Source organism: Bacteroides hominis (assembly GCF_033042785.2).
GTDB lineage: Bacteria > Bacteroidota > Bacteroidia > Bacteroidales > Bacteroidaceae > Bacteroides > Bacteroides hominis.
In genome coordinates this window covers 2,601,538-2,617,091 of record NZ_CP178829.1, presented here as the reverse complement: position 1 = coordinate 2,617,091, position 15,554 = coordinate 2,601,538, and the positions used below count along the sequence as shown (strand labels likewise).

The 15,554-nt window shown below is 42.8% G+C and carries 17 protein-coding genes and 1 pseudogene; all 18 read left to right on the top strand.

Annotation, left to right across the window (positions count from 1 at the left end; all coding sequences use genetic code 11):
- Positions 1-13: 13 nt before the first annotated feature.
- Positions 14-319, top strand: coding sequence for a hypothetical protein (locus R3O62_RS10940; protein ID WP_270646326.1), 306 nt, complete (start codon positions 14-16; stop codon positions 317-319).
- Positions 316-1,077, top strand: coding sequence for a ParA family protein (locus R3O62_RS10935; RefSeq protein WP_270646327.1), 762 nt, complete (start codon positions 316-318; stop codon positions 1,075-1,077). The genes R3O62_RS10940 and R3O62_RS10935 overlap by 4 nt, the downstream gene beginning before the upstream one ends.
- A 4-nt stretch (positions 1,078-1,081) precedes the next feature.
- Entirely contained in the window at positions 1,082-1,516 is a 435-nt protein-coding gene (locus R3O62_RS10930; protein WP_317472721.1) for a DUF3408 domain-containing protein, read from the top strand.
- Position 1,517: 1 nt separating this feature from the next.
- Positions 1,518-2,197: pseudogene (locus R3O62_RS10925) on the top strand (hypothetical protein).
- Between the two features lie 165 nt (positions 2,198-2,362).
- Complete coding sequence (locus R3O62_RS10920) at positions 2,363-2,659, top strand: DUF4134 domain-containing protein (protein ID WP_217719503.1); 297 nt, start codon at positions 2,363-2,365, stop codon at positions 2,657-2,659.
- 11 nt (positions 2,660-2,670) lie between these two features.
- Positions 2,671-2,997 (top strand): DUF4133 domain-containing protein, encoded by a 327-nt coding sequence (locus R3O62_RS10915; RefSeq protein ID WP_317472722.1) that lies wholly within the window; start codon positions 2,671-2,673, stop codon positions 2,995-2,997.
- Positions 2,994-5,498 (top strand): TraG family conjugative transposon ATPase, encoded by a 2,505-nt coding sequence (locus tag R3O62_RS10910; RefSeq protein ID WP_317472724.1) that lies wholly within the window; start codon positions 2,994-2,996, stop codon positions 5,496-5,498. Before R3O62_RS10915 ends, R3O62_RS10910 begins: the two co-directional genes overlap by 4 nt.
- A 28-nt stretch (positions 5,499-5,526) precedes the next feature.
- Positions 5,527-5,883, top strand: a complete 357-nt coding sequence (locus R3O62_RS10905; protein ID WP_317472725.1) for a DUF3876 domain-containing protein — start codon at positions 5,527-5,529, stop codon at positions 5,881-5,883.
- A gap of 4 nt (positions 5,884-5,887) precedes the next feature.
- Positions 5,888-6,517 (top strand): DUF4141 domain-containing protein, encoded by a 630-nt coding sequence (locus R3O62_RS10900; RefSeq protein WP_317472726.1) that lies wholly within the window; start codon positions 5,888-5,890, stop codon positions 6,515-6,517.
- 18 nt (positions 6,518-6,535) lie between these two features.
- Positions 6,536-7,561 carry a conjugative transposon protein TraJ gene (gene traJ, locus R3O62_RS10895; protein WP_317472727.1) on the top strand — a complete coding sequence of 342 codons (1,026 nt, stop codon included), beginning with the start codon at positions 6,536-6,538 and terminating at the stop codon, positions 7,559-7,561.
- Between the two features lie 12 nt (positions 7,562-7,573).
- Complete coding sequence (traK, locus tag R3O62_RS10890) at positions 7,574-8,197, top strand: conjugative transposon protein TraK (protein ID WP_317472729.1); 624 nt, start codon at positions 7,574-7,576, stop codon at positions 8,195-8,197.
- Positions 8,198-8,200: 3 nt separating this feature from the next.
- Positions 8,201-8,506, top strand: a complete 306-nt coding sequence (locus tag R3O62_RS10885; RefSeq protein ID WP_317472730.1) for a TraL conjugative transposon family protein — start codon at positions 8,201-8,203, stop codon at positions 8,504-8,506.
- Positions 8,481-9,866, top strand: a complete 1,386-nt coding sequence (traM, locus tag R3O62_RS10880) for a conjugative transposon protein TraM (RefSeq protein WP_317472731.1) — start codon at positions 8,481-8,483, stop codon at positions 9,864-9,866. Before R3O62_RS10885 ends, traM begins: the two co-directional genes overlap by 26 nt.
- Before the next feature lie 33 nt (positions 9,867-9,899).
- On the top strand, positions 9,900-10,808 hold the full coding sequence (gene traN / locus R3O62_RS10875; protein WP_317472732.1) for a conjugative transposon protein TraN: 909 nt from the start codon (positions 9,900-9,902) through the stop codon (positions 10,806-10,808).
- Positions 10,809-10,810: 2 nt separating this feature from the next.
- Positions 10,811-11,389 (top strand): conjugal transfer protein TraO, encoded by a 579-nt coding sequence (locus tag R3O62_RS10870; RefSeq protein ID WP_317472734.1) that lies wholly within the window; start codon positions 10,811-10,813, stop codon positions 11,387-11,389.
- A gap of 21 nt (positions 11,390-11,410) precedes the next feature.
- A complete protein-coding gene (locus R3O62_RS10865; protein ID WP_317472735.1) occupies positions 11,411-11,854 on the top strand; it encodes a DUF3872 domain-containing protein in 444 nt (147 codons plus the stop codon).
- Positions 11,855-11,970: 116 nt separating this feature from the next.
- Entirely contained in the window at positions 11,971-13,689 is a 1,719-nt protein-coding gene (locus R3O62_RS10860; RefSeq protein ID WP_413958308.1) for an ATP-dependent nuclease, read from the top strand.
- Positions 13,689-15,473, top strand: coding sequence for an ATP-dependent helicase (locus R3O62_RS10855; RefSeq protein WP_317472738.1), 1,785 nt, complete (start codon positions 13,689-13,691; stop codon positions 15,471-15,473). The genes R3O62_RS10860 and R3O62_RS10855 overlap by 1 nt, the downstream gene beginning before the upstream one ends.
- The last annotated feature ends 81 nt before the right edge of the window (positions 15,474-15,554 follow it).

Here is a 15,554-nt window from a genome sequence, read left to right as displayed (position 1 = left end):
GAAAGAAAGCAATATGGACGGATGGAAATATGTAACGGAAAGCGGACGGAAAGAAAGCGGTTTTGAAAACTTGAAAACAAGATTTCAAGATTGCAATCTTTCAAGAAAGCAGGAAAGCAAAACGGATGAAATGATTGAAAGCAAACAGTCTGCAAAGAAAATAAACTGTCTTTGTGGAATGAATGAAAACAAAGAAGCAAGAAAGAAAACAATCACTCCGGCTTTCGAGCTTTCAACATGGAACGAAAGAAAACCATCCGTCAATCTGAACGGATGGGATGAAATAAAGATGTATCACAAAAAACCAGTATTACAATGAAGAAAGAAACCTTGTATGTGGCTTTCTCCACCCAAAAGGGCGGGGTCGGCAAAACAACGTTCACCGTCTTGGTGGCGAGTTACCTGTATTACCTCAAAGGGTATAACGTGGCGGTCGTGGATTGCGACTACCCGCAACATTCCATTTCCGCCATGCGCAAACGGGATGCCGAACAGGTGAACGGCGATGAGTATTATAAACAGCTTGCCTTCCACCAGTTCAAGACACTGGGAAAGAAAGCGTACCCGGTGCTTTGCAGTTCACCGGACGAAGCGATAAAAACGGCGGATGAATTTCTTGCGTCTGCCGGGATGGATTATGATGTGGTCTTTTTCGACCTGCCCGGAACGGTGAACAGTGAGGGCGTTATCAACTCCCTTTCAGGGGTGGATTATATTTTCACTCCCATAGCCGCCGACCGGGTGGTATTGGAAAGCAGCCTTTCGTTTGCAGTGGCTATTCATAAACTGCTGGTAAAGAATGAAGCGTGCCGCCTGAAAGGGCTGCACCTGTTTTGGAACATGGTAGATGGGCGGGAAAAGACAGACCTCTACACCCTGTATGAGCAGACCATCGGGGAACTGGAACTACCCCTAATGAAAGTATTTATCCCGGACACCAAAAGGTTTAAAAAGGAACTGGATGCACAGCGTAAAACCGTGTTCCGTTCCACGCTGTTCCCGGCGGACAAACGGCTGGTAAAGGGCAGCAACATGGAAGAACTGATAACCGAAATCGCATACCTTATAAAACTGTAACGATATGGCAAAGCAAAGCGGCGGGAAACCGCAAATTGACGAAGATTTTATGAAAGAGATTATTTCACAGGGCTTGCCCGTGAAGAAACAGGAAACGCCAACATCGGCGGCAGTGGAAACCGAAGGGGAAACACCCGATAAGCCGGACAAACAGGAAACGGCAAAGGAAGAAAAGGCAGCGAAAGAACCTGCCCGCCGGAAAAAGAACGCTCCGGACGATTACCGGGAAACCTACTTCATGCGGGTGGACTTGACCGACCGCCAGCCGTTATATGTCAGCCGTACCACCCACGAAAAGCTGATGAAGATAGTAACCGTTATCGGCGGACGTAAAGCGACCGTCAGCAGCTATGTAGAAAATATCCTGCTCCGGCATTTCGACCAGTTTCAGGACGAGATAAACGAACTGTACGAAAGCAAATTTGAAAAGCCGTTCTGATATGTTGAAATGGTTTATTATCGGAACGCTCCTGTATTACGCCATCCTCTTATGGCGATACCGGGACAGTTTGGGAACATGGTTCATGGGTGGGAAAAAGCAACCGAAACAATCGGAAAGTAAACCGACCGTGAAAACCGGAAACGGGGATTCTCTTGTAGGGGCAAGCCGTTACCGGATGGGACAAATGAGGACAAACGGGGACATCTTAGGACACCTTTCAAAAGGGGTTGATAATGTTCTATATTTGTCCCGCAAAGTGATGAAACGGTGATTGAAACGTCTATCCCGCAAGCGATTGATACCGAGTTTGAAATGGAGTTTGAAACGGAAGATACGGAAGAAACAGACGTTTCGCCGGATGAAATCGAAGCGGAAGAAATCGCCTGTTACATGGGTGAGGGTGAGCCGGAAATGGCACAGGGTATCACGCTGGGAGAACTGGGGCAAATGGTACAGGTCATTCAGGTTAAGCAAGCACCGGAAAGAGAGGAACGGCAAGCGGTACAAACCATCTGCCGGACGGAAACAAACCTGTTTCATTCGCTCGTGGAACAGATTAACGGGGGCAGGTCACGGGTAGCGGAACTTTTACAAAAGCATGAGATACCCGTACCCGCCATCGTCCCGGCTGCCGGAAGTAATGAAATGGCAGCCTTTGACATGAACGATTTTCTTTAATGGTAAACTTTAAATAATAAGATGATGAAACAAAGAGATTACGGTTAAGACAAACCTTTCTGAACACTGGGGAACACTCCCCGCAACCACAAAAATTCAATTATTAATCACTCCACCGGACGGACTATCCACCCGTCCGGCAATTTTAAAATCAATGTATTTATAATGAAAAAGAAAGTTCTCTTTTCGGCAGTCGTGCTTTTGGCTGCATCCTCCGCTTTTGCGCAAGGTAATGGCATGGCGGGTATTACGGAAGCTACCAACATGGTAACGTCCTATTTCGACCCGGCGACAAAATTAATTTACGCCATCGGTGCGGTGGTCGGGCTTATCGGGGGCGTGAAAGTATATGGCAAGTTTAGCAGTGGAGACCCCGACACAAGTAAAACTGCTGCAAGCTGGTTCGGTGCTTGTATCTTCCTGATAGTCGCTGCCACTATCCTACGTTCATTCTTCCTCTAAAGAAACGGACTATGGCAGACTATCCGATTAACAGGGGGATAGGCAAGCCAGTTGAGTTTAAAGGGTTGAAAAGTCAATATCTTTTCATTTTTGCGGGCGGGCTGTTAGCCCTGTTCGTGCTTTTCATCATCATGTACATGGTAAGTATTAACCAGTGGGTGTGCATCATCTTCGGCGTTACTTCGGCAACACTGCTTGTATGGCTCACATTCCGGTTAAATGAAAAGTACGGGACACACGGGTTAATGAAATTGTCCGCACGCAAAAGCCACCCTTTCCATATCATCAACCGAAAAGCCATATCCCGATTATTCCATTTAAAACAAGCATCGAAATGAGAAATATATTAAAAGCTACTACGCTGGAAAACAAGTTTCCACTGTTCACGGTGGAAAACGGGTGCATCGTTTCCAAAGATGCCGACATAACGGTGGCGTTCCGGGTGGAACTGCCCGAACTGTTCACCGTCACGGCAGCCGAATACGAAGCGATACATTCCGCTTGGAACAAAGCGGTAAAGGTGCTGCCCGATTACAGCATCGTACATAAACAGGACTGGTTCATCAAAGAGCACTATGCGCCTGACATCCAAAAGGATGATTTGAGTTTCCTTTCCCGTTCCTATGAACGGCATTTCAATGAACGACCGTTCTTAAATCATACCTGCTACCTGTTCCTGACGAAAACGACAAAGGAACGCAGCCGGATGCAGAGTAACTTTTCCACCCTCTGCCGAGGTTTCCTTGTCCCCAAAGAGATTAAGGACAAGGAAACAGTTACCAAGTTCCTCGAAGCGGTGGGGCAGTTTGAAAGTATTATGAACGATAGCGGTTTCATTACCCTTACCCGTCTGACTTCGGACGAAATCACCGGAACAAGGGAAACGGCGGGTATCGTGGAGAAATACTTTTCACTCTCACAGACCGACACCACCACACTGAAAGATATTTCACTGGGTGCTGACGAAATGAAGATTGGCGACCATATCCTTTGCCTGCATACCCTTTCGGATGCGGAAGATATGCCGGGCAAGGTAGGAACAGATACCCGCTATGAAAAGCTATCCACTGACCGGAGCGATTGCAGGTTATCTTTTGCTTCTCCGGTGGGCGTGCTGCTCTCCTGTAACCATATCTATAACCAGTACATCTTCATAGACGACCATACGGAGAACCTGAAACAGTTTGAAAAGATGGCTCGCAATATGCACTCCCTTTCCAAATACAGCCGTGCCAATCAGATTAACAAGTCTTGGATAGAGGAATATTTGAATGAAGCACATTCACAGGGGCTTATCTCCGTGCGATGCCATTGCAATATCATGGCTTGGAGTGACGACCGGGACGAATTAAAGCACATAAAAAATGATGTGGGGTCACAGCTCGCACTTATGGAGTGCAAGCCACGCCATAACACCACCGACACGCCGACCCTGTTTTGGGCGGGAATACCCGGCAATCAGGCGGACTTCCCGGCGGAAGAAAGTTTCTACACCTTTATCGAACAGGCTCTTTGCCTGTTCACCGAAGAAACGAACTACAAAAGTTCGCTTTCCCCCTTTGGCATCAAGATGGTGGATAGGGTAACGGGAAAACCGTTGCACATCGACATATCAGACCTGCCCATGAAAAAAGGTATCATTACCAATCGCAACAAGTTCATACTTGGGCCGAGTGGTAGCGGCAAGTCATTCTTTACCAATCACATGGTGCGCCAGTATTACGAACAAAATGCGCACGTGCTATTAGTCGATACCGGAAATAGTTATTTAGGGCTGTGTGAAATGATAAATAGGAAAACGCACGGGGAAGATGGGATTTACTTTACCTATACCACTGAAAACCCGATAGCGTTCAATCCTTTTTATGTGGAAGATGGGGTATTTGATATTGAAAAGAAAGAGAGTATCAAAACGCTTATCCTAACCTTATGGAAAAGGGATGATGAAGCACCCACACGGGCGGAAGAAGTGGCTTTGTCGAACGCTGTAAGTTCCTATATAGAACTGATTACTAAGGACAGTTCGGTTACTCCCTGCTTTAATACGTTCTACGAGTATGTGAAAACCGATTACCGGGAACACCTGCAAGAAAAGAACGTCCGGGAAAAGGATTTCGATATAGATAACTTCCTGAATGTATTAGAACCTTACTACAAAGGGGGCGAATACGACTACCTGCTGAACTCCGACAAGGAGCTTGATTTGTTACATAAACGCTTCATTGTCTTTGAGTTGGATAATATCAAAGACCACAAAATTTTATTCCCGATTACTACGATTATCATCATGGAAGTGTTCATTAACAAAATGCGTAAACTAAAGGGTATCAGGAAATTAATATTGATAGAAGAAGCGTGGAAAGCGATTGCATCGGCAAACATGGCGGATTACATCAAGTACCTCTATAAAACCGTCAGAAAGTATTTCGGCGAAGCGATTGTAGTTACACAGGAAGTGGAAGATATTATTTCCTCACCCATTGTAAAAGAGAGCATTATAAACAATTCGGATTGCAAAATCTTGCTCGACCAACGGAAGTACCTTAATAAATTCGACAGCATACAGAACCTTTTGGGACTGACCGACAAGGAACGTTCACAGGTGCTTTCCATCAACCTTGCCAATCATCCAAACCGGAAATACAAGGAAGTTTGGATAGGCTTAGGCGGTACACAATCAGCCGTATATGCTACCGAAGTGAGTTTGGAAGAATATTTTACATACACCACCGAAGAAACGGAAAAGATGGAACTATTCGCCTTGTCCGAAAAGTTGGGCGGTAATCTCGAACTTGCTATCAAACGGCTTGCCGAAAGCAAGCGCAATCCTGAAAAATAATCAATTAACAATTTAAAAATCAATCAGTATGAAACATTTAAAATTCCTGTTTCCGGTGCTGTTATGCACCTTGTTACTGGGGCTTTCCTCCTGCAAAGAAACGAACGCCGACCGTCTTAGGGCGATGCGTGGTGACTGGGAAAGCGTGAAAAACCGTCCGGCGTTTACTCTCTTTGAGGAAAACGGGCATTACAAGGTAACGACCCGCAAAATGACCTACCGGGGGACTATCCAAACGGAAACCTATGAGATTTCAGAACAGGACGGAAACCTGTTCATCGAAACCGGGCTTTCCGTTCTGCTGACCTACGACAAGAAGAACGACCGGATTCTGCTTTCACCCGGCGGAGAATATAAACGGAGTAACCAATCCATAAAGAAATAAGCGTATGAGAACAAAGATTATAATGCTGCTTGTAATAGGCAGCCTGTTTACCGGAAAGGTAAACGCACAGTGGGTCGTGAGTGACCCCGGCAACTTGGCGCAAGGGATTATCAATGCGTCAAAGAACATCGTGCAGACATCATCCACCGCACAGAATATGGTAAAGAATTTTCAGGAAACGGTGAAGATTTACCAACAGGGTAAGGAATACTACGACAGGCTTAAATCAGTGCATAACCTTGTCAAAGATGCCCGAAAGGTGCAAAAGTCTATCCTGCTTATCGGGGAGATTTCCGACATCTACGTGAACAGTTTTCAAAAGATGCTTTCGGATGAAAACTATACACCGGACGAACTTTCCGCCATTGCCTACGGATATACCCAACTGTTGCAGGAAAGTTCCGATGTGCTGGAAGAAATGAAAAGCGTGGTGAACATCAACGGGCTTTCCATGTCGGACAAGGAACGGATGGACGTTATCGACCGGACGTATAACGCCATCAAAAACTACCGGGATTTGGTGAGTTATTATACCCGCAAAAATATTTCCGTTTCCTATCTGCGGGCGAAAAAGAAAAAGGACACCGACCGGGTAATGGCTTTGTATGGTTCGGCAGATGAACGTTACTGGTAACTTCTAAAAATAAGTAGTATGTTATTAGCAATCGAATTTGATAACCTGCATCAGATTTTACGAAGTCTGTACACGGACATGATGCCTTTATGCGTAAACATGGCGGGGGTAGCCAAAGGAATAGCGGGACTGGGGGCTTTGTTTTATGTGGCTGCCAAAGTATGGCAGTCGCTCGCCAGTGCCGAACCGATAGACGTTTACCCTTTGCTCCGTCCCTTTGTAATAGGCTTCTGTATTATGTTCTTCCCCACATTCGTACTGGGTACGATTAACAGCGTGATGTCGCCAGTAGTCAAGGGGTGTAACAATATGCTCGAAACGCAAACTTTCGATATGAACGCCTACCGGGAACAAAAGGACAAACTGGAATATGAAGCGATGGTGCGTAATCCGGAAACGGCTTACCTTGTTTCGGATGAAGCATTTGATAAACAGATTGACGAATTGGGATGGTCTGCCAAAGATATTGCCACAATGGGCGGTATGTATATGGATAGGGCAGCCCACAATATCAAGCAATCCGTCCGGGATTGGTTCAGGGAACTTTTGGAACTGCTCTTTCAATCGGCAGCCCTTGTGATAGACACTATCCGAACCTTTTTCTTGATTGTCCTTGCCATACTGGGTCCGATAGCCTTTGCCATCAGTGTATATGATGGCTTTCAGGCGACACTGACCCAATGGATAACAAGGTACATTTCCGTTTACCTGTGGCTACCCGTTTCAGACCTGTTCAGTTCCATTCTTGCCCGAATACAGGTGCTTATGCTCCAAAAGGATATTCAGGAGCTATCAGACCCCAATTTCGTACCCGATAGCAGCAATTCAGTGTACATAATTTTTATGATAATCGGTATCATCGGTTACTTCACTATTCCCACCGTATCGAACTGGATTATTCAGGCAGGCGGAATGGGTAACATGAGCCGGAATATTAACAGTGCGGCTAACAAAACAGGTAGCGGTGTCGGGGCAGTGGCAGGGGCAGCAACCGGGAACGCTGGCGGCAGGGTCGGCGGTAAACTAATCAAAAGTAACCAATAATTAAAAATCAAGATGGAATTTAAAAGTTTAAAGAACATTGAAACCAGTTTCAAACAGATACGGCTTTTCGGGATTGTGTTTGTCGTTATGTGTACCCTGATAACGGGGTATGCCGTTTGGAACTCCTACACGTTTGCCGAAGCGCAACGACAGAAAATTTATGTATTGGACGGTGGTAAAAGTTTGATGCTTGCGCTTTCGCAAGACCTGACACAAAACCGTCCGGTTGAAGCAAAAGAACACGTGAAGCGTTTTCACGAACTCTTTTTCACGCTCTCACCGGATAAGAACGCTATCGAAAGCAATATCAAACGGTCGCTGTTCCTCGCCGATAAGAGCGCATTTAACTATTACCGTGACCTCTCGGAAAAGGGATATTACAACCGTATCATTTCAGGCAATATCAGCCAAACGATACAGATAGACAGCGTTTCTTGCAATTTCGATGTGTACCCGTATGCGGTGGCTACCTATGCCCGCCAAATGATTATCCGTGAAAGCAGCGTGACGGAAAGAAGCCTTGTCACCCGTTGCCGGTTATTGAACGCCGTAAGAAGTGATAATAACCCGCACGGCTTTATGATGGAAAGTTTCGAGATAACGGAAAACAAGGACTTGAACACCATAAAGCGGTAAGCCATGATACGGAAAATTCTCTCTCCGGTTAATCAGGCGATTACCCGCATACAGGACTGGGCGGATGAAAAACTCCGCCGCCTGTGCGGGCGCATGACACCGGAAATAAGGCTGGCGGTAATCTTGCTTATGCTCCTGTTCTTCGGCGGGCTATCCATCTACTTTACGGTATCATCCATTTACCGGATAGGAAAAGAGGATGGCGAAACCATACGGATAGAACACATCAGGCAGTTGCAGCTACAAGGTAAAGACAGTACGAACATTTTTAATCAGTCAGACAATGGAAGAAAAAGAAGTGAAAAATGAAGTTCCCGCACCGGAAACGGACAGGAAGAAAGAATCTGAAAAACAGGGAAAGGAAAAAAAGGAACTGACCCCGCAGCAAATACAGCAACGAAAAAAGATGCTGATTTACCCGCTTATGGGACTGGTTTTCTTGGGGTCTATGTACCTGATTTTTGCACCGTCCGATAAGGACGAAGCAAAGGTGGAAAACGTGGGCGGATTTAACGCCGATATTCCGCAACCCAAAGGGGACGGGATAATCAGCGATAAAAAGACAGCCTACGAACAGGAGCAAATGGAGAACAAACAGGCGGACAAAATGCGCTCCTTACAGGATTTTGCCTTTTCGCTGGGAGAGGAAAACGGGAACGGGGAAGATTTGACCCTGATAGATGATGCTCCGGCGGAAAAACCGAAAACCAATGTAATAGACTTCGGGGCGGGTGCGCCGAACAATAGCCGCTCCTCTATCCAATCTTCGGCGGCAGCTTACCGGGACATGAACCGTCAGTTAGGCAGTTTCTACGAAACGCCGAAAGAGGACAAGGAAAAAGAGGAACTGAAACGTCAGGTGGAAGAACTCACTGCCCGGCTCGATGCGAAAGAAAACGGTGCGGGCAGCATGGATGAACAGGTGGCTCTTATGGAAAAATCCTACGAACTGGCGGCAAAATATATGAACGGACAGAACGGACAAAGCGTACCACCGCAACCGGGACAGATTGCACAGGTCGCACCGTCCGCACCTGTTCAGGGCAAAGGAAATGCCACACCTGTAAAATCGGTATCGGACAGGACGGTTTCAGGATTGCAGCAACCTATGAGCAACGCCGAATTTATCGCCGAATACAGCAAGCCACGCAATTACGGGTTTAATACGGCGGTCGGCAGTGGTTATTCGATGGGAAAGAACACTATCCGGGCGTGTGTTCATAACGACCAAACACTTATGGACGGGCAGACCGTCAAGCTCCGGCTGTTAGAACCGTTACAGGCGGGGAATGTGATTGTCCCGAAAAACAGCCTTATTTCAGGAAGTGCCAAAGTGCAGGGGGAACGGCTCGACATACTGGTGTCCTCGCTCGAATATGCGGGTAACATCATTCCGGTGGAACTTGCCGTTTACGACAGTGACGGGCAAAAGGGGCTTTCCGTTCCCTCGTCACTGGAACAGGAAGCAGCCAAAGAAGCGATGGCGAATATCGGTGCGGGACTGGGTACAAGCATTTCCTTTGCGCAAAGTGCCGGGCAGCAGGTCGCAATGGATATTACAAGGGGCTTGATGCAGGGCAGTTCGCAATACCTCGCTAAGAAGTTCAGAACGGTAAAAGTACACCTGAAAGCGAATTATCAGGTAATGCTTTACGCCAAACAACAGTAATTTATTTATCAACCACAAAAATTTCAATCCAAAATGAAAAAGTTAATTATCATGTTTGCCCTACTCTTGGGCGTGGTTTCAATGAAAGCACAAAGTAACGATTTGTATCAGGGCATTACTAAAAAGCTGCCTTACCGCCAAATGGTGACACCTTACGGCGTACAGGTGACGTTCGCAAAAACGGTACACCTTATTTTCCCGTCTGCCGTTAAATACGTGGATTTAGGCAGTAACTACATTATTGCCGGAAAAGCGGACGGGGCGGAAAATGTTGTCAGGGTGAAAGCCACAACAGAGGGCTTTCCCGGTGAAACCAATTTTTCCGTTATCTGTGAGGATGGCAGCTTTTACAGTTTTAACGCAAAATACGCACACGAACCGGAAATACTAAACATCGAAATGAAAGACTTCTTGGAGAATGAGGATACAACAGATTTCAGCCATACCCGGATGAATATCTATTTCCGTGAACTGGGTAACAAAAGCCCGCTTTTGGTAAAGCTGATTATGCAGTCCATCTACAAGAACAATGACCGGGAAATAAAGCATTTGGGATGCAAGCGGTTCGGGGTACAGTTCTTGGTAAAGGGCATTTATTCGCATAACGGGCTGTTCTACATACACACACAAACAAAGAATAGTTCAAACGTGCCGTTTGATACCGATTTTATCCGCTTCAAAATTGTGGATAAAAAGGTAGCCAAAAGAACGGCTATTCAGGAAACCGTTATTGACCCAGTACGGAGCTATAACGAGATACTGGTTATCGGTGGCAAAAGTACTGTCCGCACCGTGTACACCGTCCCACAGTTCACTATCCCTGACGATAAGATATTAGTTATCGAACTGGTGGAAAAGAACGGGGGCAGACACCAAACCATCCGGGTGGAGAACTCCGACATCGTGGCGGCAAAAGTGATTAACGAACTTAAAATCAAATGAACATGAAAAGGATATGCTGTATTATATCCCTTTTTGTGCTGTGCCTGACTTTCAACCAGGCACACGCACAAAGATGTTTGCCGGGAATGAAAGGTTTGCAGGTTACGGGCGGCATGGCGGACGGCGTTCACTGGAATAGTAAAAGCGATTTCGCCTATTATTTCGGGGTGGCTCTTTCCACCTATACCAAAAACGGGAACAGGTGGGTTATCGGCGGGGAATACCTCGAAAAGCATTACCCTTATAAGGATTTACAGATACCCGTAAGCCAGTTTACAGGCGAGGGCGGTTACTACCTAAATTTCCTTTCAGACCGGAAGAAAACCTTTTTCCTTTCGCTGGGCTTGTCTGCCCTTGCCGGATACGAAACAAGCAACTGGGGCGATAAATTGCTGCTCGATGGCTCGACCCTGACCGATAAGGACGGTTTTGTCTATGGCGGTGCGCTGACGCTGGAACTGGAGAGTTATATTACTGACCGGGTGGTGTTCCTGATTAACGCACGGGAAAGATGCCTGTTCGGTTCTTCCGTTGGAAAGTTCCATACACAGTTCGGTATCGGTCTAAAGATAATCATGTGATAAACTAACCTATTATATATAATGTATATGAGAAATGTAATTTATAAGATACTAACAGGGTGCTACATAGTGGCCGCCTTGTTATTAGTGAGTGCCTGTAATGACAACGTGGATATACAGCAGTCTTACCCGTTCCGTATCGAAACAATGCCAGTACCGAAAAAATTAAAAGTGGGTGAAACGGCGGAAATCAGGTGTCAGCTTTACCGGGATGGACGCTATGAGGAAACAGAGTACTTCATTCGCTATTTCCAACCGGACGGGGCGGGAACGCTGAAAATGTCCGATGGGACGGTTTTACTGCCAAATGACCTGTACCCGCTGCCGGGTGAAACATTCCGGCTTTACTATACCTCTGCATCAACCGACCAGCAAACGATAGATGTGTATTTTCAGGATAACTTTGGGACGTTGCATCAGCTTACATTCAATTTTAATAATGATAGCAGCAAAGAAGAAAATTAAACCTTTTTGTATGAATATGTTAAGAAACACTCAACATCTTATTGTTGGGTGTTTTTTTTGTGATTATCTTTGTGTTTTATTAGGTAGCTTAATATATTTAAATCAAAGTGCATATCATGAGAATAAAGGAACTTTCTGTTGAAAATTATAGAAACTTAAACTCTGCAACAATTGCATTAGAGGAATCATGCAATTTCATAGTTGGAGAAAACAATTTAGGAAAATCAAATATACTAAACCTGCTAAATATAATTTTTACACGTAGAGGGTTTGCTTATGATGACTTTAGTGATGCAAATTTACCTATAACAGTTAATGTGCGAATTAAACTTGCAAATGATGAAATTGGTCATTTTGAAGATTTATTTGATGTAGATGATTACTCATACATCAATATTGTTTGTAGACAGGTGTCTCCTGATGAAAATATGGAATTTTATCATTTAGAAACGGAAACATACATTTCCCCCTCTCTTATTAAATGCCTGAATTTTATATACTACGACTCGTTAAGAAATCCCATATCCGAAATTAGTTTTGACAGCAGCAGAGGTGTAGGACGCTTTTTATCAAGAATGATTAAAGATTATTTATCTGATAAAGATATTAATACTGATAGTTTGGTTGACACAGAATTTACTGGTGACTTGTTGGCTAATGTAAATACTAAATTAGGGAAAATAAAATCGTTTAAAGACCATGAAATAAAGGCAGTTTTAGAGGGCGATATTTCGCTATTGTTTCCAAAACTCATCTCATTGCAGGATAATAAAGGAGGTCCGTTATCGAAGTGTGGATACGGAATCCAGTTTTTATTATTGGTAACTTTATCCATCTTGGATAAGCTTCAAACAATTTCCGACCAACGGGGAGAAACTGGGGTTTTTGTTAATGAAGATACTGGTGAAAAGTCTATTTCAGTTGTGTTAGGACTTGATGAGCCAGAGATACATTTACATCCTTATATGCAACGTTCTCTTGTAAAGTATCTCAATAGAGTTATCAATAATGAAGATTCTGATTTAAGGGTACTAATAAAAGAGTTATTCGGGATTGATAGATTGGACGGTCAAATCATCATTGCAACACACTCCCCAAGTATTATTCTCAATGACTTTAAACAGATTATACGACTTTATAAAGATGGAATAAATACCAAAATAGTGTCAGGAACAAACCTATCTCTCGGAGAACAGCTTGAAAAACATCTATTACTTCACTTCCCTTTTATAAAAGAAGCCTTCTTTGCTCGCTGTGCTATTTTTGTTGAAGGAGATTCTGAATATGGTAGCTTCCCTTTTTTTGCAAAAAAATGTAATATAGATTTAGATGATTGTGGGATATGTATTATTCAAGCTGGCGGCGATTCTGTACTACAACTCATCCTGTTGGCTGAGAAATTCGGTATACCTTGCGTTGGAATTAGAGATAGTGATGGAGATAATACCCCAACAGGCAATCAGAATTTATGGAAAACGACAGAACGGGATTTTGAAGCCGAGTTAATGAAGCTGATTGATATGGGAAAAGAGACTGTTTTATACGATTTAGTTTGTGAATATGATTCTGTTGGTGCAGAACGAATAATGGAAGCCAAAGCGTTGAATAATAGAGCATTTAAAAAATATCATTATTTAACAGAGCCCATATCTTCAAACCTCAAATTATCGGAAATAGAGAAAACAAATATCATCAATCTTAAAGCCTACTATTCTACTTGGTTTGGAATTAATAAATCTCAACCTTTGGGACTTTTAATAGGAATGAAACTATCTAAGAGCGAAATTCCACAGATATATATAGATTTGATAGAACATGCTAAAAGTTTATGCTAATGATGTGTCACACAGAAATAGATATTATTAAATCTCGGATTGAAGAGAAGCATCAAGGAGATGAAAAACAATTAGAAATTATTTTTTCTCCTCACAAACGATTATTGGTTGAAGCTCCCGCTGGCTACGGCAAAACACATACAATGGTAAGCCGGATAGCTTATTTGATAGCAATTGGTAAGCTACCTGTTCCCAAAAGACTTCTAGCCTTGACTTTTAGTGTAAATGCTGCATATAAGATAAAAAAAGATGTGAGTAAAAACATCCCCGAATTATTAAAAGACTTAAGCAAGCAAGTAAAGATAAAAGAAAAAATATCTGTATCAAACTATCATGGGTTTTGCAGGAGTATATTAAAAAAATACGGTCATATAATACACTCTTCGCTGTCAAATTTAGACACATTACAATCAGTCGATGACAATAAACCCGATTTTATTATGAGATCATTTAATAATGTTCTTATAGATGAAGCAACTGTTTTATCCGACTTTAGTTCAGCCGTCAAAAATATTAATGGGAAGTATTTAAGAGAAAATATAAATAAGTATAATTCCATAGTTATTTCCAAGATACTGGAAAAGGATGCTATTCCGTTCAATGCAATTATAACGCTAACGATTAAATTATTTCAAGAACATCCCAATATACTAGAGTTCTATCAAAATTATTACACATCCATTCTTGTAGATGAATTTCAAGATACAAATTTACTCAGCTATTGGTTGTTGCATTTTCTAATAACAGATAAAACAAATGTTTTGTTATTAGGTGATTCATTACAGAGAATTTATGGTTTTATTGGTGCTGTACCTAATTTACTTCCACATGCAAAAGAAAAATTCAATCTTGAACTTATCTCATTAGAAAAAAATTATCGTTTTGCATCTAATGAGAATATGCTTCAACTAGATAAGATAATAAGACAAAACGCCATTACTCCTTTTGATAATCCCAATAGGCTAAATTCTAAAGTAGAGTTTAATGTCTACGATGACCAAGTAAAAGAAGCTTTGGAAGTCATAATTAAGTCACAAAAAATACTACATGAACACCCCTCTGCCAAAGTTGCTATACTTGCAAAGCAAAGAGGTCCCAACATCGAACATATAATTAAGACATTTTCTATTAATGATATATCCTTCTTTTACGGTCTATTTACCGACGAGGATTCTGAATATATAAAATTCAACAGAAGATGCCTTTATGAGTTTATCGAACTTTTAAAAGCAAATTCAAAAATCACTAAAAAGATAGGTAAAAAACACATTAGCAAAATACGAGAAATATATATTGGCAATGATTCTGCACTCATTAAAGCTCTTTTTGAACTTCTCGAAATTTTTTGGGTTCGACTCTTTGTCGATTATTCATTTCTATCTAATGAAGATAAAATCAACTTTATAAAAGATTCATTTGAGCATAACGGCATTAAGCAATATATGGAATTTTTGGATACGCAAATTATAATTTCAACAGTTCACGCAGCAAAAGGATTAGAATGGGATTATGTAATATTACCAGATATGGAAAAGGATTTATTTCCAAACTGGGGCGGTCTTTGCAATAAATGCAAGTGTGGAGAAAATTGTAATATAATAATCAACAGCAGTATAGAAAAAGCATTCTTAGAAGAGTTGAGTGTCTTTTATGTTGCAGTTACTAGAGCTAAAAAACAAGTTTTTTTTACAGCAAGTACTACTCAACTTACAAACAATGGAATATACAAAAAGAATTATAGTTGCTTTATGAAGTTGCCGGGAATCGAATATATTTCCCAATAAGCTAAAAAATGGTTTCTTTGCTACTTTCTTTCCCGCTCAGGCTCACGAAAGGAAATCCGGCTGGATTTCTCCTGCCGGATT